Below are 22080 nucleotides of genomic sequence, written 5' to 3' on the forward strand. Positions count from 1 at the left end.
CCCTACCGCTTCCTGTCGTTGATCCTCGGAGGACAGCGCAGAGCGTACGCCCCGGGTGAGCACCCGGTGGTCGTGTTCGGGGAGGAGAATGACAGAGAAGGATGAATCCCGCGGCGAAGTGGTTCGATTGTCCGCCCTTCGGGTAATGAGATCCGAATGAGCCCCTCTCGGTGCGGGCCGTTGCGGAGAACCGGGCGCGGGCGACCTCGGAGAGACGTGCGCCCGCCGCGTGGCACTGGCGGGCGCGGCGCACCATGCCTCAGGTGAGGGCGGGCGTCAGGGCCGTGTCCACATAGCGCGGCACGGTGCGGGCCCAGTAGTAACACCCGCGGATCCAGCCGACCATGCCTTTCACGTAGCCGATCCCGGCAGGGCTCAACTCAGGTTTGATCTCCTCGTAGAGCCGCTCGAACTCCTTGATCGTGCTGTTGATCTGCCGGATGGCCAGCAGTACAGCCACCGGTAGGGAGCACTGGTGGGCCCGCTGGTGGGCAAGCGCCAGATTGATCATTCCGGCCGCCCGCTGCTCCTTCACCGCGGAGAAGAGATCGGGTATCCACACGGCCGCATCGGCCGACAGCCGGCTCAGTCGCTGCATCGTCGGGTGATACAGCTCCTCGGGGGCCAGCTCGCACGGTTGCGCCGCTTCGGCCAACGGGTAGAAGGGCTCGATGCCCGCGGTGAGGGAGCGTATCGAGGTGCTCAGTCCGATGCGTGGGGGGAGGGGCTGGGCCTGGGCCACCGACTCGTACAGGAGGCCGTGGACGTATTCGCGGCTCTTCCATGCCCATCGCGCAGCTTGTGCGGGGGTGCAGCGCTCTTGGACCTGCCGGTGGAGATCGGCCAGCGCCACCCCCAGGGGGGTGCGGGGCACAGCACCGTCGCGCAGGATTCCGATGCTCTCGCAGAGCATGGGCAGCAGTCGGTCCGGCGACCGCCGGCCGATCTCTTCCGCCCGGTCGTCGAAGACGAATTGATAGGCGATTTGATTGGCCACGATCTGGAGGACGTCCAACTCCACCGTCGGGCTGTTGTAGGAGGCGAGTTCGGCCGGCCGAGTGAAGGCGATCATCGCCGCCACTCCCACTTCCTCGGTCAGCCCGCACGAGCGTAACCATGCGTCCAAGCCGGCGGCCGCTTCGGATGCGTGGTGATTGCTCATGAACGGGAAAGGCATGTAGAGATGGGCGTCGATCAGGTCCTTGAGGCTGGAAGCCGGAATTCCGTTCTGCGTGGCGAGCGCGATTTCCTCATGCGTCGTCGACACCATTGTCACCTGCCCTTCGGGATTCATGGGTGCCGGGCGCGGCGGTTGCCCGGGGTGCGAGAGAAGCCTCGCGAGGCGATGTATCGACCGGCGTGTGCGCACGCGTTTCGCAGGTCATCACCAGCGACCTTGGCCCCAGCGTTGCACCGGGGCGCGGTTGTTCGACCGGACCGGGCAGGTGGCGCAGGCGCCAGCGCCCGGCGACGGTCGCGAGGGCCACGGTCATCTCCGCCATGGAGAGCACGTCGCCGATGCACTTGCGGCTGCCCGCGGCGAACGGGGTCAGCGCACGGTGCTGCTCGTCGGATGCCTGACCCGGCAGCCAGCGTTCCGGAAGGAATCGGTCCGGGTCGGGGAACGACGCGGGATCGTGGTGCAACAGGTAGGGGCTGTAGAGAACGGTGGCGCCCCGGGGGAGACGGCACCCGGCGAAGTGCGTTTCCTTGGTGGTGACGCGGGTGAAGAGCCAGCCGGGTGGTGAGTGGCGCAGCGTCTCCGTGACGACGCATCGGGTGTAGACGAGGCGCGGCAGATCGTCGGGGCCGGGTCGCCGCCCTCCGGCGAGCACGGCGTCCAGCTCGGCGTGCAGGCGGTGCTCCGTCTCCGGATGCTCGGCCAGGAGACTGAAAGCGGAGGCCAGGCCCATGGAAGGGCTTTCGGATCCGGTGAGCAGGAGCGACACGAGGTGATCGTGGACTTCCTGTTCGGTGATCGCCTTCCGTGAACCGTCGTCACGTGTGGCTTCCAGCAGCGTCCCCAGCAGGTCGTCGCGGGGAGCGCCCAGTCGGCGCTCGGCGATGGCCGCGTCGATGATCGCGTGCACGCGATCGACCGCATGCCGGTAACGACGGTTCGCGGGTGTGGGCACACGAAACAGGGCCTCGACCGGCACCACCGTGCGGACGAACAGGCCACGGACGATGGCGGCCAGGCTGTGCCGTACCTCGGCGGTCGTCGCGGCGTTCAGTGAGTCGGAGAAGAGAACGCGGCTGATGACCCCTGTCGTGAACGTCATCATGGCCGCGCTGACGTCGATCGCCTGCCCTGGCCGCCAGTCGCGGCACACCGACTCGGCCTCCTCGCCCATCAACTCCGTGTGATCGGCGACCTGGGAAGGGCGGAAGTCGGGTTGCAGCAGCCTGCGCTGCCGCCGATGCGCCTCGTGACGGCACGTCACCACGCCGTCTCCCATCAGTATCCGGAGCCTGTCGTACTGCGGACCTCCCTTGTCGAAGGTGCGTGAGTCCCTGAGCATCCGGTGGACCAACTCCGGATGACACACCATCCAGGCCCGCTGGGGGCCCAGCTGTATTTCGACCAGATCTCCGTGCGCGGGCAAAGAATTGAGAAACGCCAGCGGCTGACGGAACAACGCGATACCGTGACCGAGGATTGGGAATATGCCTGGAGCAGTACCAGTCCTCCAGGTTCGCTCCTGTTCAGGCACAGCATGGCTCATGGAAACCTCCGCCTCAAACGCGGCACGTGAAATCGGTGAACGTGCCACGGACTTGACACTTGAGACAAGTCCTGCCCAGTTCAAGCGGCGCTCGGTTTCCCGAAACCTTTCTCCAAAGGGGCGCACAGAAGCACGGAGTAGCAAAAGAAGCATTCGCTGAACGGTTGTCGTTGCATCACGCAACGACAACGATTTTCACTCGTCACTCCAGTGTGGTCCTGCACCATGTGGCCCCGCCCCAGGGTTCGAGGACTGCGAGTACGTCAGCAGCGTACGGGCCACCGGGCAGCGGCTGCCGTTCCAGCCGACCGCCTGGATGTGGCTGGAGCCGGTCGTGGCCTCCGTATAGCCGCCCCCCGCACCTGGTCCCACACCGCCTCGATCTTGTCCCACACACCCAGCCCTTGCGTGCCACCCGGAACGGGGATGCGCTGACCGTTCCGTACGACGAACTGGTGCTCACCGAGGCGGGAATCGAGCGCGATGCCCGCCGCCCGGAGTTCGGCGACCGCGTCCGCGAGGGCCACGGCGAAGCCGGGGGCGGCGGCGGACAGAGCACCGTGCGAGAGCTGTTCCTGCCGGTCCTGTCGGTCCTGCTGATTCTGCCGGTCGTGCTGGTCCTGCTGCTCGGCCGCGGTCGCGGGCAGCCCGGCCGCCGTGGCGGCGAGCAGGGCGACGGCCGCGACGACGAGCCGTCTGGGGCGGGTGCGCATCGTGCCTCCCAACGTCATTGAGGGAAGGAACCGTTGAGCGTACCAACGGGTATGTGTCCCCGGTGAGGTGTCCTGCCGCCCTGCTTGACCTGTCTGTGCGGCACACCGAGGATCATGTGTCATGACGCCAGGACACGGCAGCACGGTTGACGGCGTACTGCGCCGCAGCGCCCGACGCACCCCCGCGCGCGTCGCGGTCGACTACCGCGACCGCTCGTGGACGTACGAGGAACTCGATGCGGCCGTGTCGCGCGCGGCGAGCGTCCTGCTCGGCCAGGGCCTCACGCCCGGCGACCGGGTCGGCGCCTACGGCCACAACTCGGACGCCTATCTGATCGCCTTCCTGGCCTGCGCCCGCGCGGGCCTCGTGCACGTCCCGGTCAACCAGAACCTCACCGGCGACGACCTCGCGTACATCGTCGGCCAGTCCGGCAGCTCCCTGGTCCTCGCCGACCCCGACCTGGCGGGTCGACTCCCGGACGGCGTCCGTACGTTTCCCCTGCGCGACGCCGACGACTCACTGCTGGCGCGGCAGGCCACGGCGTCCGCTCACGACGGCCCGGAGCCGAGCAGCGAGGACCTGGTGCAACTGCTCTACACCTCGGGCACGACCGCCTTGCCGAAGGGCGCGATGATGACCCACCGCGCCCTGGTCCACGAGTACCTGAGCGCGATCGCCGCCCTCGACCTGAGCGCCGGCGACCGCCCCGTCCACTCGCTGCCGCTGTACCACTCGGCGCAGATGCACGTGTTCCTCTTGCCGTACCTGGCGGTCGGCGCCACGAACATCATCCTGGACGCGCCCGACGGCGAGCAGCTCTTCGATCTGATCGAAGCGGGCCGCGCGGACAGCCTGTTCGCTCCGCCCACGGTGTGGATCGGCCTGGCCAACCGCCCCGACTTCGCGAGCCGTGACCTGGACGGACTGCGCAAGGCGTACTACGGAGCCTCGATCATGCCGGTGCCGGTCCTTGAGCGGCTGCGTGAGCGCTGGCCCAAGCTTGCCTTCTACAACTGCTTCGGCCAGAGCGAGATCGGCCCGCTGGCCACGGTGCTGGCCCCGGACGAACACAAGGGCCGCATGGATTCCTGCGGCCGTACCGTCCTCTTCGTCGACGCCCGCGTGGTAGACGAGGACGGCGAGGACGTGCCCTACGGGACGCCCGGCGAGATCGTCTACCGCTCCCCGCAGTTGTGCGAGGGCTACTGGGACAAGCCCGAGGAGACCGCCGAGGCCTTCCGGGACGGCTGGTTCCACTCCGGCGACCTCGCGGTGCGGGACGCGCACGGCTACTTCACCATCGTCGACCGGGTGAAGGACGTCATCAACTCCGGTGGCGTACTGGTCGCTTCACGTCAGGTCGAGGACGTGCTGTACACGCACGAGGGCGTCGCCGAGGTCGCCGTCATCGGCCTGCCCGACGAGCGGTGGATCGAGGCGATCACGGCGGTGGTCGTCCCACGCGGCGAGGTGACCGAGGCCGAACTGATCGAGCACGCGCGCGAGAAGCTCGCCCACTTCAAGGCGCCGAAGCGGGTGGTGTTCGTGGACGAGCTGCCGCGCAACGCGAGCGGAAAGATCCTCAAGCGGGAGCTGCGGGACCGGTTGGCCGAGGGGTAGCGGGGTCGCCCGTCCTGCCTAGCGGGGCCGCAGGTCCTCGATCCGCCGGATCTTGCCCACGGAGCGCTCCAGCGACTCCGGTTCGACGATCTCCACGGCGATCGACACGCCGATGCCGTCCTTCACGGCCGCTGCGATGGCCTGCGCGGCGGCGTCCCGGGTCTCGGGTGACGCGTCGCGGCGAGCCTCCGCCCGCACCGTGAGGGCGTCGAGACGGCCCTCCCGGGTGAGGCGCAGCTGGAAGTGGGGTGCGACCCCCGGCGTGCGCAGCACGATCTCCTCGATCTGGGTGGGGAAGAGGTTCACCCCACGCAGGATCACCATGTCGTCACTGCGACCCGTCACCTTCTCCATCCGCCGGAAGACCCGCGCCGTGCCCGGCAGCAGCCGGGTCAGGTCCCGAGTCCGGTACCGGACAACCGGCATCGCCTCCTTGGTGAGCGAGGTGAAGACCAGCTCGCCCTCCTCGCCGTCGGGCAGCACCGCACCGGTGAACGGGTCGACGATTTCGGGGAAGAAGTGGTCTTCCCACACATGGAGCCCGTCCTTGGTCTCCACACACTCCTGCGCGACCCCCGGCCCGATCACCTCGGACAGCCCGTATATGTCGACGGCGTCGATCGCGAACCGCTCCTCGATCTCCTGACGCATCTGCTCCGTCCAGGGCTCGGCACCGAAGATGCCCACGCGCAGGGAGGTACCGCGCGGATCGACGCCCTGCCGCTCGAACTCGTCGAGGAGGGTGAGCATGTACGAGGGCGTCACCATGATGATCTCGGGCTTCAGGTCCTGGATCAGCTGGACCTGGCGGGCCGTCATACCGCCGGACGCGGGGATGACCGTACAGCCGAGCCGCTCGGCACCGTAGTGTGCGCCGAGCCCACCGGTGAACAGCCCATAGCCGTAGGCCACATGCACCTTGTCCCCGGGCCGACCGCCCGCCGCCCGGATCGAGCGGGCCACCATGTCGGACCACAGGGAAAGGTCCGCGTCGGTGTAGCCGACGACCGTGGGACGTCCGGTGGTGCCGCTGGAGGCATGGATGCGGCGGATACGGTCCTGGGGCACGGCGAACAACCCGTACGGGTAGTTCTCGCGAAGGTCGGCCTTGGTCGTGAACGGGAAGCGGGCCAGGTCGGCGAGCGAGCGGCAGTCGTCGGGCCGTACGCCGGCCTTGTCGAAGGACTCCCGGTAGAACGGCACGTTGTCGTACGCGTGCCGAAGCGACGTCCGCAACCGCTCCAACTGCAACGTCCGCAACGCCTCCGGGTCGAGCCGTTCCCCCGAGTCCAGCAGCTCCGTCGCATCCGCCATGGGGAGTTCTCCCTCGCCAACCGCGTCAATCCGGGCGACCGATCATTCGGTCCGGGTGTTCGGGATCAGTAATCCAGGCGGCGAATGATCAGGCAAGAGGGCGGCCGCACTTTCTGCGAGCGCGGCCGCGCAGAATGGAGCCCGTGGACCTGCGACCCGAGCTGCTTCCCGCCCCGGTGCCACAAGTGCGGCTGCGCGAGCTGATCAGTGCGATCGAGCGGATCGAGCACCTGCTGCACTGCGGCGAACGGGCGACGGCACAGGCCGCGATCGCCGGGTTCAACGAGGACACCGGGCACGCCTATGGCGCCTACGACTTCCTCGCCTACAGCGGGTCGCGGAGCGTGGAGGAGTTCGCGCGCGAGGCGGCTCGGCCGGCCTATCCGCGGGTGCCCGACATCACGCGGGACGAGCTCGTCGCAATCGTCCGCAGGGTCCTGGAGTTCGGGCCGGACGACGACTACCACCTGCTCCTCTTCGAGACGAATGTCGTGCACCCGGCGGCCTCGGGCCTGATCTTCCACCCGCCCGCCGGGCTGGAGGACGCCTCCGCCGAACAGATCGTCGACGCGGCCCTGGCCCATCGCCCCATCGCACGGCGAACCTTGTGAGACAACTCCGTTGCGGCGCGGGCGGTCGGTGACCAAGATCGACGCCATGCCGACTTTCACCGCCTCCGACGGGACCGAGATCGCCTACCACCTGCGAGGCGAGGGCGAACCGCTCGTCGTCCTGCCCGGCGGGCCCATGCAGGCCTCCGCCTATCTGGGTGACCTCGGAGGTCTCGCCGCCCACCGGCAGCTGGTGCTGCTCGACCTGCGAGGCACCGGGGACTCGGCCATGCCGGCGGATTCGGCGACGTACCGCTGCGACCACCTGGTGGACGACGTGGAGATGTTGCGCGACCACATGGGGTTGGCCCACATGGATCTGCTCGCGCACTCGGCGGGCGGGAGCCTGGCCATGCTGTACGCCGCCCGGTATCCACAGCGGGTGTCGCGGCTGGCCCTGGTGACCGCGACGCCCTGGGCCCTGGGGATGCCGCCCACCGCTGAGGACCGGTTGACCGCCGCCCGATCGAGGGAGGGTGAGCCCTGGTTCGCGGAGGCGTTCCCGGCGTTCGAGGCCTGGCTGAAGGGAACGGGTGACTTCGGGCCCGTGCTCGCGCCCTTCTTCTACGGGCGCTGGGACGACGCGGCGCAGGAGCATTACGCGCGCGGCGACGACCAGTTCAACGACGAGGCCGGCGACATCTACGGCTCCGAAGGCGCCTACGACCCGCCCGCCACCCGCACCGCACTCTCCCGGCTCGCCGCCCCGGTCCTCGTCCTGGCCGGCGAACTCGACGGAAGCCCTCGTCCCGAAACCGCCCGCCGCACCGCCGAGGTCTTCCCGAACGCCGAGGTCGCCGTGCAACCCGGCGCCGGGCACTATCCGTGGCTGGACGACGCGCAGTGGTTCGTACGGCGTGTCGTCGCCTTCCTGGAGGGCAGCGGGGGAGCGCACCCGGCTCCGGAACCGCGGCTCGCCGCTCGGTAGGGTTCGACGAGAGGGAATCCGACGAGACGACTGCACGAGACATGGGGAGAGCCAGCTGTGAGCGCTCCACGCCTGAGCAGTACGCCTTTGCCCGGCATCGGGGTCCGCTACGACCTCGGCACGCGCGAGCAGCGCCGCCTGTCGGTGGTCGCCCACCGGGACGGATCGCGGACGCTGAGCGCGTACCGCACGGACGATCCGGACGCCTGCGCGCTGTCGGTACGCCTCACCTCCGGTGAGGCGGCCACGCTGATCGACGCGCTGATGCCGGCGCACCACAGCCCCAACCTGCTGTCCACCACCGAACTGGGCCTCGTAGCCGAGCGGATCGAGCTGTCCGCCACGTCGCACTGGAACGGACGCCTGCTCGGCGAGACCCGGATGCGCACCGAGACCGGCGTGTCCATCGTGGCCGTGCTGCGCCGCGCCGAGGCCATCCCCTCGCCGACGCCCGACTTCCGGCTGGCCGGCGGTGACACCCTGATCGTGATCGGCACCCGCGAGGGCGTGGAGGCGGCCGCCGCGATACTCGGGCGGGAGTGAGCCGCGATGCACTCCTCCGCGGTCTTCCTCGTCGAGTTCGGCGCGATCATCCTCGCCCTGGGTCTGCTGGGCCGGTTCGCCGGGCGTTTCCAGTTCTCGCCCATCCCCCTTTACCTGCTGGCCGGGCTCGCCTTCGGCAAGGGCGGGCTGCTCCCCCTGGGCGCCAGCGAGGACTTCGTCGCCATCGGCGCCGAGATCGGGGTGATCCTGCTGTTGCTGATGCTCGGCCTCGAGTACACGGCCAGCGACCTGCTCTCCAACCTCAAGACCCAGTACCCGGCCGGTCTCGTCGACGCCGCGCTCAACGCCCTGCCGGGTGCCGCCATGGCGCTGCTGCTCGGCTGGGGCCCGGTCGCCGCCGTCGTACTGGCCGGCGTCACCTGGATCTCCTCCTCCGGTGTCATCGCGAAGGTCCTCGGCGACCTCGGGCGGCTCGGCAATCGTGAGACCCCGGTCGTGCTGAGCATCCTGGTCCTCGAAGACCTCTCCATGGCCGTCTACCTGCCGATCGTCACCGCCCTGCTCGCCGGTGCCGGCCTCGCCGCAGGGAGCGTCACCCTCGCCATCGCACTCGGCGTCGCTGGACTCGTCCTCTTCCTCGCGGTGCGCTACGGCCGCCACATCTCTCGCTTCGTCTCCAGCGACGACCCCGAGAAACTGCTGCTCGTCGTGCTCGGCCTGACCCTCGTCGTGGCCGGGCTCGCCCAGCAACTCCAGGTCTCCGCCGCCGTCGGCGCATTCTTGGTCGGCATCGCGCTGTCCGGTGAGGTGGCCGAGGGTGCGCACAACCTCCTGGCGCCCCTGCGGGACCTGTTCGCCGCCGTGTTCTTCGTCTTCTTCGGCCTGCACACCGACCCCGCGAGCATCCCGCCGGTGCTGGTGCCCGCGCTCGCCCTGGCCGTCGTCACCGCGCTCACGAAGATCGCCACAGGCTACTGGGCCGCAAGGCGCGCCGGGATCTCCGCGAAGGGCCGCTGGCGCGCTGGTGGCACGCTGGTCGCCCGCGGAGAGTTCTCCATCGTCATCGCCGGGCTCGCCGTCACCGCGGGCATCGAGCCGTCGCTGGGCCCGCTGGCCACCGCCTACGTACTGATCCTGGTGATCCTGGGCCCGCTCACCGCCCGATACACGGAGCCTCTGGCGACGCGTCTGACGCAGCGCCTGAGCGAGCGCGCGGTGCGGGGCCCGGCAGCCACTGGGGGCGAGCGCGAGCTCGAACCGACGGCGCAGGCATCGCACGACCCGGTGGACGGCCAGGACGTGGACGTGCTCGGCCAGTCATGAACCGGCCCAACTCCGGTCGGCTACCGTGCCGTTGTGGACACGACATCCCGCACGGTCAAGGCCAACGGCATCACCCTGGCCTACCGCACCTGGGGCCCCGAGGACGCGCCGCCCGTCCTCCTGCTGCACTGCCGCGGTGCCGACGGCACGGACTGGACGCGGATCGCGCAAGGGCTGGCGACAGGTGCGCGGCAACGCCGGGTGTACGCCCCTGATCTGCGGGGCCACGGGCGCAGCGACTGGCCCGGCACGGCTCCGGGCGCGGGGCCGGAGGTGTACCGGTACGAGGTGATGCGCGACGACATACGAGCCTTTCTCGTCGCCCTCGGCCTCGACCGGGTCGATGTCGTCGGCCACTCGCTCGGCGGCGCGGTCGCCTACCTCTTCGCGCAGCAGTCGCCCGAGGCCGTACGACGGCTGGTCCTGGAGGACGTACCGGCACCGTTCCCGCTCGACCCGCCACGCCCGCCCGCCGAACGGCCGGACGAGGAGCCGCCGTTCGACTGGGCCATGGTGCGGGCGACCGACGAACAGCGCAACGCCCCCGATCCTGTGTGGTGGGACCACATGGGTCGGATCACCATGCCGACGCTGCTGATCGGGGGCGGCCCCACCAGCCTCATCCCGCAGGAGCAGATCGCCGTACTCGCCGACATGATCCCCGACACCCGACGGGTGACCCTCGACACGGGACATCTGGTCCACGAGACCCGGCCCGAGGAGTTCCTGGCGGCCGTGGAGACGTTTCTGGCGGAGTGATGGCGGTCGGCACGCCTCAGGAGTACCGAGGATTGGGCGCGGCGCCCCGCTTCAGCGGCTGAACCGACGCCGGTACACGACGTAACCGGCGGTCAGAGCCACCGCACCGACGGCCAGGCCGGCTCCCAGAACCACCTCGAAGTCCGCCGGCCCCGTGCTGCCGCCCAGGCCGCCCCTGACTCCCTGCGTGGGGAGTGGCGAGCGGGTGGGGAGCGGCGATGGCACGGCCGCGTTGCGGCGCGGCAGGACCTCACAGGCGATGCCGTCGTCCACCCCCCGGTCCTCGTCCAGGCGATGGTGGTCATCGGGGTCGCGGTTGAACTCCGCCTGTGCGTCTTCCTGGAAGGCGAAGTCGCTGCAGTTCAGGTCGCCCCGGGCTTGGGCGACGTGGGCCGCCGGGCCGGCGGTGACGAGGACGGTGATCGCGGCTGTGCCTATCGCGCGGGTGCGTCTCTTCACGGGGCTCCCTCTCGGTCCTGCGGTCTCGACGACCGTCATTGCGACCGTAGGGACGCCCCTGCTCAGCAGCGCGTCCTGCTACGCCATACGACTTCTTCCGCACCTCGGCGATGCACGAACGGCCCAACCCCGGGTGCTCAGTCCGTCTGCGGCCCGTATGCCGTCATGAAACGGTCGCGGAACTTGTCCATGCCCCAGGTCGGCGCGTTCTCGGCGGGCTTGAGGCCGTCGGTCCAGTGCCAGTCGGCGATCTTGTCGAGGACCTTCCGGTCGCGGGCGACGATCGTGACGGGGACGTCCTTGCTCGTGCTGCCGGCCGTGACTGTCGGGACGGGCTGGTGGTCGCCGAGGAAGACCAGGACCGTGTCGTCGGTGCCGTAGCGCTCCACCCATTCGGTGAGGCTGTGGATCGAGTACTCGATGGCGCGGCGGTACTCGGTGCGCACGCGCTCGGAGTCCTTCCAGACCTCCTTGGGGTCCGTGCCCTCCTTCTTGATCTGGTGGAAGACCGAGCCGTCGCCGAGGTCGTCCCAGTCGACCATGCGGGCGATGGGGGACCAGGGGTTGTGGCTGGAGGCCAGGATGATCTCCGCCATGATCGGCTCGCGGTTCTTCTTGCCGTGCTCCAGCTTCTGGAAGGACTCCAGGCTGAACTGGTCCGGCACCGGCGTCCAACTGAAGTACGGGCCCTGGTAGCCGAGGTGGGTGGAGTCGTAGATGTGGTCGAGGCCGAAGTACTTGCCCTCGGGCCAGGACTTCCGGACGCCCGGGACGATGCCGACGGTTCGCCAGGCGCCGCTCTTCTGGAAGTAGCTGGTGAGGGTTGCGCGGTCACTGGTGGTCAGTGTGCGGTACCGCTGCTGGTTCTTGATCCACAGGCCGGACAGGAACGTCGAGTGGGCGAGCCAGCTGCCGGCGCCCGTCACGGGCGACCTGAGCCAGCCGCTTCGCGCCTCGAAGCCCGCCGTCTTGAGTCTGGCGTCCCCCTCCTTGAGCGTCGCGTCGATCTCCGGTGCCATCGCCGGATCGTCGATGGCCACCCGGCCATAGCTCTCGATGAAGGTGAACATGACGTCCTTGCCGCGCAGTCCGGTCAGCAACTGGTCGGGCGGGGTGTCGGCGAAAGCGTCGACAGGGAGCTGCTTCTTGAAGTCCTCGGCGTCCCCGAGGCCGTCGCGGACATACTGCACACGGTTGGCGAGGTACTGGGCGTAGCTCTTGGTGGCGACCGTGACACCGCCGAACTGCATCCCCAGGGTGAAGCAGATGATCCACACCACGCCGAGGACCAGCGTGGTGCGTACGGCCACGGGGCGGTGCCGGGCCAGCACGTCCGCCAGCCGCATCACTGCGAGCGCGCTCACCACGAGCACGGCGACGACCAGGACGATCACCCCGATCACCGCAAGCACCTCACCCGTGCGGCCGAGCGAGTCCTTCAGGAAGTCCGCCGCGTCGTTCAGCAGAACCCAGTCGAAGACCAGGTCGAACGGCCGCGCCAGGGTCTGGCGGAAGCCCATGTCGAGGCACTTGAGAATCGTGGACAGCCCGAGAAACGCCCCCAGGACGACGGCCGTGATCCGCCGTGCCTTCGACGGCAGCGTGAGCAGGACGGCTGCAAGGAAGATCGCCTCGACGGGGAGACGAAGGAACTGCTGGACAGTGATCCAGTCGAGGCGGTTCGGCACGAGGAGCGCGGCGAGCACGAGCGCACCGGCCAGGACGTTCGTCCCCATCCGCACGGCACGTGCGGCGTGGGAGTAACGACGGCGCCAGCCGAACCAGCCGGGTCGATCCGCGAGGCGGGGCGCGCTGGTCTCGTCGGCCGGTTCGGCTGCCTTGGCGGCTTCGGTCGGTTCGACCACCTCGGCGGTCGGCGTCGCCTGGGCCGCGTCGTCGCTGTCGACCGCCTCGGCATCCTCGGCGGTCTCGACCGCCTCCGTCGTCTCTGCTTCCTCCGTCTCTCGTGTTACTTGCTCTGCTGCTGCCTCCTGCGACACCCGGAGGTCCTCCCGTGCGGTCTTGCGATGGCATGGCAAACAGCGCCCAACGATCGAGCCTGCCACCACGAGTACGTCCGCACGTCACCTTAGGTTCAATCGGACCTGCCCGGAATTCACCCGTCCGCGGCCACCGCCACCTCCCGCGCCCACCGGTAGTCCGCCTTGCCGCTGGGCGAGCGCCGGATCGAGTCCGTGATCACCAGCTGGCGGGGGATCTTGTAACCCGCGAGGTGGGAGCGGCAGTGGGTCTGGATGTCCGCCAGCGACGGCCGTACCGCGCCCGCGCGCAACTGCACCACGGCCGCCACGTGATGCCCCCACTTCGCGTCCGGCACCCCGGCCACCAGCACGTCGTACACATCGGGATGGGACTTGAGCGCCTGCTCGACCTCCTCCGGGTACACCTTCTCGCCCCCGGTGTTGATGCACTGCGAGCCGCGGCCCAGCACGGTGACGACGCCCTCCTTGTCGACCGTGGCCATGTCGCCGAGCAGCACCCAGCGCTCGCCGTCCTTCTCGAAGAAGGTCTCGGCGGTTTTCACCGGGTCGTTGTAGTAGCCGAGCGGCACGTGACCGCACTGCGCGACCCGGCCCACCTCACCCGCGGCGACGGGCTCGTGTGTCGCCGGATCGACCACCTGGGTACGGGAGTTGACGCGGATGCGGAAGCCGCGCTCGGGGCCGGAGTCCTCGGTGGCGGTGCCGTTGAAGCCGGACTCCGAGGAGCCGAAGTTGTTCAGCAGCATCACGTTCGGGACCAGTGCCTGGAACTGCCGGCGCACCGTGTCCGACATGATGGCCCCGGACGACGACACGCTGAACATCGACGAGCAGTCCGTTCCCTTCATGGGCCCGCTGAGCGCGTCGACCAGTGGCCGCAGCATCGCGTCGCCCACCAACGACACGCTGGTGACCTTCTCCTTCTCGATCGTGCGCAGAACCTCCTCCGGCGCGAACTTGCGGTGGATCACGATGCGCTGGCCGAAGTTGAAGCCGATGAAGGCGGTCAGCGTGGACGTGCCGTGCATCAGCGGAGCGGTGGGGAAGAAGGTGATCCCGTCGCCGCCCGCCGCCACGCGCTCGGCGAGCTCCTGCGGCTTCTTCACCGGCTCACCGGTCGGCGCGCCGCCGCCCAGCCCCGAGAAGAACAGGTCCTCCTGGCGCCACATCACGCCCTTCGGCATCCCGGTGGTGCCGCCGGTGTAGATGATGAACTGGTCGTCCCCCGACCGCGCCGGGAACCCCCGCTCGGGCGACCCGGCGGCCTCGGCGTCCGCGAACGCCACGGCCGGCGCACGGACCGCACCCGGCGCCACGGTGCCGACCCGGACCAGATGCCGCAGCCCGTCCACCCGGGGCAGCGCCGCCGCCACCCGGTCCGTGAACTCCGCCTCGAAGACCAGGGCCACCAGATCGGCGTCCCGGTAGAGGTACACCAACTCCTCTTCCACGTAGCGGTAGTTGACGTTGACCGGCACGATCCGCGCCTTCAGGCAGCCCAGCACCGTCTGCAAGTACTCGATGCCGTTGTAGAGATGGAGCCCGAGGTGCTCGCCGGGACGTATCCCGCTGTCGATCAGATGGTGGGCGATGCGATTGGCGGCCGCGTCCAGCTGTGCGTACGTCAGACGCCGCTCAATGCCCGTGCCCGGGTGGTCGATGTGCACGAGTGCCTCGCGGCCCGGAACCGCGTCGACGACCGACTCGAACAGGTCGGCAAGGTTGTACTCCACCGCTCCTCCTGACCTCGCTCTCCACCGGCTGCCGGTCATCAGAGCAAAGGGCGGCACAACTGTGAAGGGTCCGCGCACAAGAAATCTGACTGTCTGTCAGAAAACTCTTGAAGTGCCCCGGCGCCTCCTGCAACCTGTTCTCGTTCTTTCAGAGGGGAGATGGGCGATGGGTGGGACGGAACACCTCACCGTGCAGCGCGAAGGCGCCACACTGGTGCTCACACTGAACAGGCCGGAGGCCAAGAACGCGCTCTCACTGGCCATGCTCGTCGGCCTGTACGACGGCTGGCTCGAGGCCGACGCCGACGACTCGGTCCGCTCGATCGTGTTCACCGGCGCGGGCGGCTCGTTCTGCGCGGGCATGGACCTCAAGGCCCTGGCCGGCAAGGGCATGGAGGGAGAGCAGTACCGGGACCGGCTGAAGGCCGACCCCGACCTGCACTGGAAGGCGATGCTGCGTCACCACCGCCCCCGCAAGCCGGTGATCGCCGCCGTCGAGGGCCACTGCGTCGCGGGCGGCACGGAGATGCTCCAGGGCACCGACATCCGCGTGGCGGGCGAGTCGGCGACCTTCGGGCTCTTCGAGGTGAGGCGCGGTCTGTTCCCCATCGGCGGCTCCACGGTCCGCCTGCAACGCCAGATCCCGCGCACTCATGCCCTGGAGATGCTGCTCACCGGACGCCCGTACAGCGCCCGCGAGGCCGCCGACATCGGCCTCGTCGGGCACGTCGTCCCCGACGGCACGGCACTGCCCAAGGCCCTGGAGATCGCCGAACGCATCAACGCCTGCGGCCCACTGGCCGTCGAGGCCGTCAAAGCGTCCGTCTACGAGACCGCCGAACTGACCGAGACCGACGGCCTCGCCGCCGAACTCCGGCGCGGCTGGCCGATCTTCGACACCGCAGACGCCAAGGAAGGCGCCCGCGCCTTTGCGGAGAAGCGACCGCCCGTCTACAAGCGCACCTGACTGCCGTGCCCGGCCCGTGCGCCCCACCTCCAAAGGAGATCCGCGGGATGCCCGAAGTCCTCAAAGCGCCGCTCGTCGTCGAGTTCCCCTTCACCCGCTCTCTCGGCCCTGTCCAGAGCGCCTTCCTCACCGGCCTGCGCGAACGCGTCGTGCTCGCAGTGCGCACCAGCGACGGCCGCACGCTCGTCCCTCCCGTCGAGTACGACCCCGTCACCGCCGAGGAGATTCGCGACCTGGTCGAGGTCGCCCCGACCGGCACGGTCACCACCTGGGCCTGGAACCACGCCCCCCGCCGTGACCAGCCTCTCGGCACCCCCTTCGCCTGGGTCCTGGTCCGCCTCGACGGCGCCGACACCGCTCTCCTGCACGCCCTCGACGCCCCCGGCCCCGACGCCGTGCACACCGGCATGCGCGTCCGCGTCCGCTGGGCCGAGGAACGCACCGGCGCCATCACGGACATCGCCTGCTTCGAGCGGTACGAAGGCAGCCCGGACGGCGGCGACCCGGCCGAACCGACAGGCCACACAGGCGAGTTCGACGACCCGGTCACCGGCATCGTCGCCCGCGCCCGCCTCGAGTACACCTACTCACCCGGCCGCGCCCAGACCGCCTACATCAACGCCCTGGCCGACCGTCGGAACGTCGGCGAACGCTGCCCCTCCTGCCGCAAGGTGTACGTTCCACCGAGGGGTGCGTGCCCCACATGTGGGGTCGCCACATCAGAACAGGTCGAAGTAGGTCCCCGCGGCACAGTCACCACGTTCTGCATCGTCAACATCAAGGCTGCTCATACGGCGAATCTCGACATCGAAGTGCCGTACGTCTACGCCCACATCGCCCTCGACGGCGCCGACCTCGCCCTGCACGCCCGAATCGGCGGCATCCCCTACGACCAGGTGCGCATGGGTCTGCGCGTCGAACCGGTGTGGACCGAGGGCGCCCGCTACCCCGACCACTACCGGCCGACCGGCGAGCCCGACGCGGACTACGACACGTACAAGGAGCTGGTGTAGATGACCAGGGACCTGCCGGTCAGGGACATCGCCGTGGTCGCCTTCGCTCAGACCGACCACCGGCGCACCAGCGAGGAGCTCTCCGAGGTGGAGATGCTCATGCCGGTCCTGCACGACGTGCTCGCACAGACCGGCCTCAAGACCGCCGACATCGGCTTCACCTGCTCCGGCTCCAGCGACTACCTCGCCGGCCGTGCCTTCTCCTTCACCCTCGCCCTCGACGGTGTCGGCGCCTGGCCGCCGATCTCCGAGTCGCACGTCGAGATGGACGGCGCCTGGGCGCTGTACGAGGCGTGGACCAAGCTGCTGACCGGGGACGCCGACACCGCGCTGGTCTACTCCTACGGCAAGTCCTCACCCGGCCCCCTGCGCGACGTCCTGACCCGGCAGCTCGACCCCTACTGCGTCGCCCCTCTCTGGCCCGACTCCGTCGCCCTGGCCGCCCTCCAGGCCCAGGCCCTCATCGACGCCGGCGACACGGACGAGCCCGCGCTCGCCGCCGTCGCCGCCCGCAGCCGCGCTGACGCCACCGCCAACTCCCATGCTCAGCTGCGGGGTTCGGTGCCCCAGGGGGAGTACGCCGTACGACCGCTGCGTACCGGCGACTGCCCGCCCATCGGCGACGGGGCCGCCGCCGTGATCCTCGCGGCGGGCGAGCGGGCCCGCGAGCTGTGCGACCGGCCCGCCTGGATACGCGGCATCGACCACCGCATCGAGGCACACGGCCTGGGCGTGCGCGACTTGACCGACTCGCCCTCGACCCGCCTCGCCGCCGAGAAGGCGGGCTCCTTCGAACGGCCGGTCGACACCGCCGAGTTGCACGCGCCCTTCACCTCCCAGGAGGTCGTCCTGCGCAAGGCGCTGAAGCTCGACGCCGGCGTGCGTGTCAACCCGTCCGGCGGGGCGCTCGCCGCCAACCCCGTCATGGCCGCCGGGCTCATCCGCATCGGAGAGGCAGCCGCCCGTATCCACCGGGGCGAGTCCGACCGGGCGCTCGCGCATGCCACGTCCGGACCGTGTCTGCAACAGAACCTGGTCGCCGTACTCGAAGGGGATCCGCGATGAGCAAGGAGCCCGTGGCCGTCGTAGGCGTCGGTCAGACCAAGCACGTCGCGGCGCGCCGGGACGTGTCCATCGCCGGGCTCGTCCGGGAGGCGGCCCGACGGGCCCTCGACGACGCCGAGTTGGGCTGGGCCGATGTCGACGCCGTCGTGATCGGCAAGGCGCCGGACTTCTTCGAGGGCGTGATGATGCCCGAGCTGTACCTCGCCGACGCGCTCGGCGCGGTGGGCAAGCCGATGCTGCGGGTGCACACGGCCGGTTCGGTCGGCGGATCCACCGCCCTCGTCGCTGCCAACCTGGTCGCGGCCCGCGTGCACGGCACCGTGCTGACGCTCGCCTTCGAGAAGCAGTCCGAGTCGAACGCCATGTGGGGCCTGTCCCTGCCGATCCCCTTCCAGCAGCCCCTGCTGGCCGGGGCGGGCGGGTTCTTCGCGCCGCACGTGCGCGCGTACATGCGGCGCAGCGGCGCGCCCGACACGGTCGGCTCGCTGGTGGCGTACAAGGACCGCCGCAATGCGCTGAAGAACCCCTACGCGCACCTGCACGAGCACGACATCACCCTGGAGAAGGTCCAGGCCTCGCCCATGCTCTGGGACCCGATCCGCTACTCGGAGACCTGCCCGTCCTCCGACGGCGCCTGCGCGATGGTCCTCACCGACCGCGTCGGAGCCGCCCGCGCGGCACGCCCGCCCGCCTGGATGCTCGGCGGTGCGATGCGCAGCGAGCCCACCCTCTTCGCCGGCAAGGACTTCGTGTCGCCGCAGGCCGGGAAGGACTGCGCGGCCGACGTGTACCGGCAGGCCGGGATCGCCGATCCCCGCCGGGACATCGACGCGGTGGAGATGTACGCGCCGTTCTCCTGGTACGAGCCCATGTGGCTGGAGAACCTCGGCTTCGCCGCCGAGGGCGAGGGCTGGAAGCTCACCGAGTCCGGGGTGACCGAGCTCGACGGGGACCTGCCCGTGAACATGTCGGGCGGGGTTCTGTCCACCAACCCCATCGGGGCCTCCGGCATGATCCGCTTCGCGGAAGCGGCCCTCCAGGTGCGCGGACAGGCCGGGGAACACCAGATCGACCGGGCCCGCAAGGTGCTCGGGCACGCCTATGGCGGCGGGTCCCAGTTCTTCTCCATGTGGCTCGTGGGCTCCGAGCCACCGGACGCCTGAGAGGACTACCGGGCGGCGGCGGAGACGACTCCGCAAAGGTCCTCCTCACGTGGCCTGTCGACACTCGTAACCGATCGCTAGGCTGACCCGCGGACGACGCGAATCGGGAGGAGCACGGACGTGGCCGAGAGCACCACCATCCAGCAGCAGCCGCTCACGGGCTGGGACAAGCCGGAGCTGGACCTCAGCAACGCCGACTGGCACTCCAGCAGCCGTGGCCTGGGGGATGTCCAGATCGCCTTTGTCGAGGGGTTCATCGCGATGCGCAACAGCGGCCGCCCGGAGAGCCCTTCCCTGATCTTCACACCCGCCGAGTGGGGTGCCTTCGTGTCGGGCGCGAGGGAGGGCGAGTTCGACCTGACCTGACAGCGCTCTTCGGGCCGATCCGGGTGTGTTCCGCCCGTTTTTCCGGACACGCGACCTTGAGAACCCCCCTGGGGCCGACGCCTGAGCCAGGCTGACCCCGGGAGGGGTAGGTCGTATCCGGAGGTGAGGAACCCATGAGCACCCTGCCGGTCATCGCGGCGGTCGACGGCTCGGACGACAGCCTGGTCGCGCTGGACTGGGCCTTCGAGGCAGCGCTGGTGCGCGAGGCGCCGCTGCGCATGGTCCATGTGCAGCAGTACGCCGCCTGGGCCAAGCCCGGTGTGCTGCCCGCTGGGCGACCGCAACCGGAGGACGATCCGGTGCTCGACCGCGTACGCCGGTATCTGGCAGGGCGGGTCGAGCGGCCGGAGACGGAGTACCTCGCCCTGGAGGGCGCGCCCGCCGCGGTTCTGCCCGAACTGGGCTCCGCCGCCCAGCTGTTGGTGCTCGGTTCCCGCGGGCGCGGGGGCTTCGTCGGCCTGCTGCTCGGCTCCACCGCTACGGCCGTCGCGCGTGACGCCGAGTGCCCGGTGGTCGTGGTGCCCAAGCCGGGACGCGAGGTCCATGACGGCATGCCGATCGAGCCGGGGCCGCGGGTCGTCGTCGGCCTGCAGGTCGACAGCCCCGACGAGGCCACGCTGTCCTTCGCCTTCGCCGAGGCCGCCCGGCGCGGCGCCCGACTCCAGGTCGTCGCCGCCTACCCATGGCCGGCGCACCTGTGGACGGCGGCTCCCAGCCAGATCGTGCCGCCACCCGTCGACCAGGACGCCGTCGAGAACGAGACCCGCACCCTCGCGGAAGGCCTCCTCACCCAGCACCGCGACCGTCACCCCGAGGTCCGCGCCGAGCCATATGCCGCCCCGGGCGACGCGGCCGGCCACCTCGTCGCCGCTTCCAAGGACGCGAACCTGGTCGTCGTGGGCCGCCACCGGCGCCTCCCACTGGCCCCCGCCCGCATGATGGGCTCGGTGGCCCAGGCCGTCCTGCTGCACGCCGCGAGCCCGGTGGCCGTGGTGCCGCCTGCGCCGCCGCAGGAGTGAGCGGGCACCGGAGCGCGTCACGCGGTGCCGAACCACGCCTCGGCCAGGGACGGCAGCGTACCGTCGGCCGGTGCGCCCAACTCCCGTATGTACCAAGGGAGATTGCTGTACACATGCAGCAGCGTGTACGCCAGCAGCTCGGCCGGGGCGAAGGAGGTGTCGTACGGCCTGGTGAGGCGGGCCAGACGTTGCGGATCGCCGCGGGTGACGAACAGGCCCACGCCGACGAAGTCGTACGCGCGGAAGCCGATCATGGCCGGCTCGAAGTCGCAGAGCCCGGTCAGGCGCCAGCCGTCAGGATCGACAAGGAAGTGCTGCTGCATGACCTCGTTGTGCAGCAGGGAACGGTGCGGGGCACGCGGCAGTGGAACCGAAGCGAGGAACTCGGGGATCTGCTCCAGCCAGGCGGCCGGCCGACCGCGCTCGCGCTGCCGCTCCACGGCCCCGGAACGCTGCCGGTCCACGAACGCGCCCCAGTCCCCGGGCCCGAGGACATCCTCGAGCGGGGCGGCATCGAGGGTATGCAGTACGGCCAGGGCTCGCTGATCTCAGCGACGAGCCGCTCACGGTCGAGGCGCGGGACGCGGTCCCAGGCACCGGCCAGTTCTCGCCCCGCAGCCGGGACATCAGGACGTACCGCCGGCCGTTCTCGTACGGACCGGCGTCGTGCACGCGTGGCGTCGGGACGGGCAGGAGCCCCTGGACATGGGACAGGACGCGGTCCTCGGCGATGCCGTCCCGGGCGGCGGCTCCTGGGAAGAGCTTGAGGACGTGTTCGTCGCCCACGGCGTAGACCGGCTGTGACCCGTCCGGGAAGCGCGTCAGCGGGAGACCTGCCAGAGCGAGACGGGCGCACAGATCCTCCGCTCCGACCCGCATCACCTTCTCGTCGGGGACGACGGCGTCCCCATCCTCGTCTGTCTCCACCGGCGGCAGCGTGATCGGGACCGTAGGACGTGCCTCTGCCGGAGGGCAACGGAATTCCGCGGCACCCGACGGCATCACGGAGCGCTCGGGAAGTCGCGCCCGCGCGTCAGGGATCAGCGTCCGAACCCATGCCCGCACGTCACGGAGCAGTCCCGGACACGTACCATGGCGACATGTCGTTCCTCCGCCGCCGCAGCGCCACGCCCGCCGGGCCCGACTTCGACGTACTGGCCATGGATCCGGGCGACTGGCCCGGCAATCTGGGTGCCGGGCTGCTGCCCGCCCCCGACGGCAGCTGCCAGGGCGTCTTCCTGCGCTACGACCTCTTCGGCGGCCGCGGCCCCGCGATGATCATCGGCAACCTGCCTGAGGGCTCCCCGGCCCGCGAGGTCGACGAGGACGAGATCCCGTTCGAGGTCGCGCAGCTGCTGCTGGCCCTGGAGAACGACGAAGAGGTCGCCGTCGTCGGCAGCGAGGACGTGCCCGTCATGCAGGGAGACAACCTCCTGATCGTGCGCCGTCTGAAGCTCTCCGAGAGCCGGATCTCCTGCGTGCAGTTCGACCGCAGCGACAACGTCCTGGTGACCATCGCCGCGTGGGACCGCCCCATCACCGACGATCTGTACGCGCTTCTGAAGCCGCTGCCCGCGGAGCTCTTCCAGCAGGGCTGAGTCCTCCCGATCGAGGCCCGCCGATCGGGGTTCCGCACATGTTGTCATGACCCTTGTCGCAGAGTCATCGGACCTCTAGCGTCAGGGGTCATGTCGCATGAGTCGCATGAGATCACTCGAAGGACCACATTAAAGGCCGCGGTCACCGGCGCCGGTGCGCTTGCTCTGGGAGCG

General features: G+C 69.9%; 19 protein-coding genes and 2 pseudogenes. 13 read left to right on the forward strand and 8 right to left on the reverse strand.

Annotated features, from left to right (window positions below; genetic code table 11):
- Positions 1-259: 259 nt before the first annotated feature.
- The 3 genes and pseudogenes from ADL12_RS00955 to ADL12_RS49440 form a co-directional block, all read right to left on the reverse strand.
- Positions 260-1270: a (-)-alpha-amorphene synthase gene (locus ADL12_RS00955; RefSeq protein WP_244187719.1), complete on the reverse strand. Its 1011-nt coding sequence runs from the start codon at positions 1268-1270 to the stop codon at positions 260-262.
- Positions 1251-2879 (reverse strand): cytochrome P450, encoded by a 1629-nt coding sequence (locus ADL12_RS00960; protein ID WP_244187720.1) that lies wholly within the window; start codon positions 2877-2879, stop codon positions 1251-1253. Before ADL12_RS00960 ends, ADL12_RS00955 begins: the two co-directional genes overlap by 20 nt.
- Positions 2880-2924: 45 nt before the next feature.
- Positions 2925-3280, reverse strand: a pseudogene (locus ADL12_RS49440) (acylase); the annotation flags it as partial.
- Between the two features lie 280 nt (positions 3281-3560).
- Between ADL12_RS49440 and ADL12_RS00970 the strand changes: the two are divergent.
- Positions 3561-5060 carry an acyl-CoA synthetase gene (locus ADL12_RS00970; RefSeq protein WP_062697362.1) on the forward strand — a complete coding sequence of 500 codons (1500 nt, stop codon included), beginning with the start codon at positions 3561-3563 and terminating at the stop codon, positions 5058-5060.
- Between the two features lie 18 nt (positions 5061-5078).
- Here ADL12_RS00970 and paaK read toward each other — a convergent pair whose 3' ends face one another.
- Positions 5079-6374 (reverse strand): phenylacetate--CoA ligase PaaK, encoded by a 1296-nt coding sequence (paaK, locus tag ADL12_RS00975; RefSeq protein WP_062697364.1) that lies wholly within the window; start codon positions 6372-6374, stop codon positions 5079-5081.
- A gap of 134 nt (positions 6375-6508) precedes the next feature.
- Here paaK and ADL12_RS00980 point away from each other — a divergent pair, with 134 nt between their 5' ends.
- The 5 genes from ADL12_RS00980 to ADL12_RS01000 are packed head-to-tail and all read left to right on the forward strand — an operon-like array spanning position 6509 to position 10499.
- The gene (locus tag ADL12_RS00980) at positions 6509-6985 is read left to right on the forward strand and encodes a hypothetical protein (protein WP_062697367.1); all 477 of its coding nucleotides are present in this window, start codon (positions 6509-6511) and stop codon (positions 6983-6985) included.
- 46 nt (positions 6986-7031) lie between these two features.
- Positions 7032-7913, forward strand: a complete 882-nt coding sequence (locus tag ADL12_RS00985) for an alpha/beta fold hydrolase (RefSeq protein WP_062697571.1) — start codon at positions 7032-7034, stop codon at positions 7911-7913.
- 57 nt (positions 7914-7970) lie between these two features.
- On the forward strand, positions 7971-8456 hold the full coding sequence (locus ADL12_RS00990; protein WP_062697368.1) for a cation:proton antiporter regulatory subunit: 486 nt from the start codon (positions 7971-7973) through the stop codon (positions 8454-8456).
- A gap of 6 nt (positions 8457-8462) precedes the next feature.
- Positions 8463-9740 carry a cation:proton antiporter gene (locus ADL12_RS00995; RefSeq protein ID WP_062697370.1) on the forward strand — a complete coding sequence of 426 codons (1278 nt, stop codon included), beginning with the start codon at positions 8463-8465 and terminating at the stop codon, positions 9738-9740.
- A gap of 33 nt (positions 9741-9773) precedes the next feature.
- A complete protein-coding gene (locus ADL12_RS01000) occupies positions 9774-10499 on the forward strand; it encodes an alpha/beta fold hydrolase (RefSeq protein WP_062697372.1) in 726 nt (241 codons plus the stop codon).
- 51 nt (positions 10500-10550) lie between these two features.
- Here ADL12_RS01000 and ADL12_RS01005 read toward each other — a convergent pair whose 3' ends face one another.
- The 3 genes from ADL12_RS01005 to ADL12_RS01015 form a co-directional block, all read right to left on the reverse strand.
- Entirely contained in the window at positions 10551-10958 is a 408-nt protein-coding gene (locus ADL12_RS01005) for a hypothetical protein (protein WP_062697374.1), read from the reverse strand.
- A 137-nt stretch (positions 10959-11095) separates the two neighbouring features.
- Entirely contained in the window at positions 11096-12694 is a 1599-nt protein-coding gene (locus ADL12_RS01010; protein WP_107119802.1) for an alkaline phosphatase family protein, read from the reverse strand.
- Positions 12695-13074: 380 nt separating this feature from the next.
- On the reverse strand, positions 13075-14694 hold the full coding sequence (locus ADL12_RS01015; RefSeq protein ID WP_062697378.1) for an acyl-CoA synthetase: 1620 nt from the start codon (positions 14692-14694) through the stop codon (positions 13075-13077).
- Between the two features lie 166 nt (positions 14695-14860).
- Here ADL12_RS01015 and ADL12_RS01020 point away from each other — a divergent pair, with 166 nt between their 5' ends.
- From ADL12_RS01020 to ADL12_RS01045, 6 genes are all read left to right on the forward strand, one after another.
- Positions 14861-15661, forward strand: coding sequence for a crotonase/enoyl-CoA hydratase family protein (locus ADL12_RS01020; RefSeq protein ID WP_062697379.1), 801 nt, complete (start codon positions 14861-14863; stop codon positions 15659-15661).
- Between the two features lie 47 nt (positions 15662-15708).
- Positions 15709-16674, forward strand: coding sequence for a Zn-ribbon domain-containing OB-fold protein (locus tag ADL12_RS01025; protein ID WP_062697381.1), 966 nt, complete (start codon positions 15709-15711; stop codon positions 16672-16674).
- On the forward strand, positions 16675-17739 hold the full coding sequence (locus ADL12_RS01030; RefSeq protein ID WP_062697383.1) for a thiolase domain-containing protein: 1065 nt from the start codon (positions 16675-16677) through the stop codon (positions 17737-17739).
- A complete protein-coding gene (locus ADL12_RS01035; protein WP_062697385.1) occupies positions 17736-18902 on the forward strand; it encodes a thiolase domain-containing protein in 1167 nt (388 codons plus the stop codon). The genes ADL12_RS01030 and ADL12_RS01035 overlap by 4 nt, the downstream gene beginning before the upstream one ends.
- Positions 18903-19022: 120 nt before the next feature.
- On the forward strand, positions 19023-19268 hold the full coding sequence (locus ADL12_RS01040; RefSeq protein WP_062697386.1) for a DUF397 domain-containing protein: 246 nt from the start codon (positions 19023-19025) through the stop codon (positions 19266-19268).
- Between the two features lie 134 nt (positions 19269-19402).
- Complete coding sequence (locus ADL12_RS01045) at positions 19403-20308, forward strand: universal stress protein (protein WP_062697388.1); 906 nt, start codon at positions 19403-19405, stop codon at positions 20306-20308.
- 17 nt (positions 20309-20325) lie between these two features.
- Here the strand turns inward: ADL12_RS01045 and ADL12_RS01050 are convergent.
- A pseudogene (locus ADL12_RS01050) lies at positions 20326-21187 on the reverse strand (phosphotransferase family protein).
- A 221-nt stretch (positions 21188-21408) separates the two neighbouring features.
- Between ADL12_RS01050 and ADL12_RS01055 the strand changes: the two are divergent.
- Entirely contained in the window at positions 21409-21906 is a 498-nt protein-coding gene (locus ADL12_RS01055; RefSeq protein ID WP_062697390.1) for a hypothetical protein, read from the forward strand.
- The last annotated feature ends 174 nt before the right edge of the window (positions 21907-22080 follow it).

The sequence above is a fragment of the Streptomyces regalis genome (assembly GCF_001509475.1).
Classification (GTDB): domain Bacteria; phylum Actinomycetota; class Actinomycetes; order Streptomycetales; family Streptomycetaceae; genus Streptomyces; species Streptomyces regalis.